Raw genomic sequence first — 895 nt, 5'->3', positions numbered from 1 at the left:
TGGATAAGGAAATACAAAGCGGATGGTTATGAGGGGTTAAAGGAATCCAAGGCTTGGAAAACATACTCACATGCGCTCAAGCAGACTGCGATTCGTGATGTTCTATCTGGAAAGTACTCCATCCGAGAAGCGACAAAGCAGCATCACATTTCAAGTAAAAGTGTTTTGGCGAACTGGATTTCCAAGTATACTTGTAGGAAAGAAATCAAACCTACTCGTAAAGGAAAGGTTCACATGAATAAAGGACGTAAAACCACTTTTGAAGAGCGTATTGAAATTGTGCAGTATACCCTTGCCAATCAGTTGGATTATCAGAAAGCGATGAAGAAGTACAATGTTTCCTACCAACAGGTGTACGCATGGGTTCGTAAATACCAATCAGGCAGCCAGGAGGCTCTTAGAGATCACCGTGGTCGCAATAAGCCTGTGGAAGAACTGGATGAGACGGAGCGTCTTAAACTTCGGATCAAGGAACTCGAAGCGCGCAATGAATACTTAGAAATGGAGAATGCCTTCGAAAAAAAGTTGGCAGAGATCCGGCGAAGACCTACACGCTAACCCTCGTTCGACATGTCGTCTTGTATCAAGCGATTCAAGAACTGCACACAGAAAAGGGCTATGCCATACTAGCGTTATGCAAGCTCGCTAACATCGCCAGATCTGCCTATTATAAATGGTTGAAATGGAAGCCGTCCAATCGAGAGCTTGAACGGCTTTCACTAGCAAAAGAAGTGAAGCTTCGCTATGACAAGCGAAAAGGGATTCTGGGTTATCGCCAAATGCGTATCCAATTGAACCGTAAACTGAAAAAGACTTACAACAAAAAGCGATACTACGGGATCATGAGAGCTCTGGGATTGAAAGCAGTGATTCGGAGGAAACGTCCAAGTTACGT

General features: G+C 44.0%; 2 protein-coding genes. Both read left to right on the top strand.

Annotation, left to right across the window (positions count from 1 at the left end):
* Positions 1-558, top strand: a 558-nt coding sequence (locus tag E0496_RS33390; protein ID WP_141506241.1) for a helix-turn-helix domain-containing protein, incomplete at its 5' end; no start/stop codon positions are given.
* Positions 559-578: 20 nt separating this feature from the next.
* A partial coding sequence (locus tag E0496_RS33385; RefSeq protein ID WP_161601663.1) for an IS3 family transposase occupies positions 579-895 on the top strand: 317 nt, incomplete at its 3' end.

The organism is Paenibacillus luteus, from assembly GCF_006542765.1.
Classification (GTDB): Bacteria; Bacillota; Bacilli; order Paenibacillales; family Paenibacillaceae; genus Pristimantibacillus; species Pristimantibacillus luteus.
This window is presented reverse-complemented; position numbering and strand designations above follow the sequence as displayed.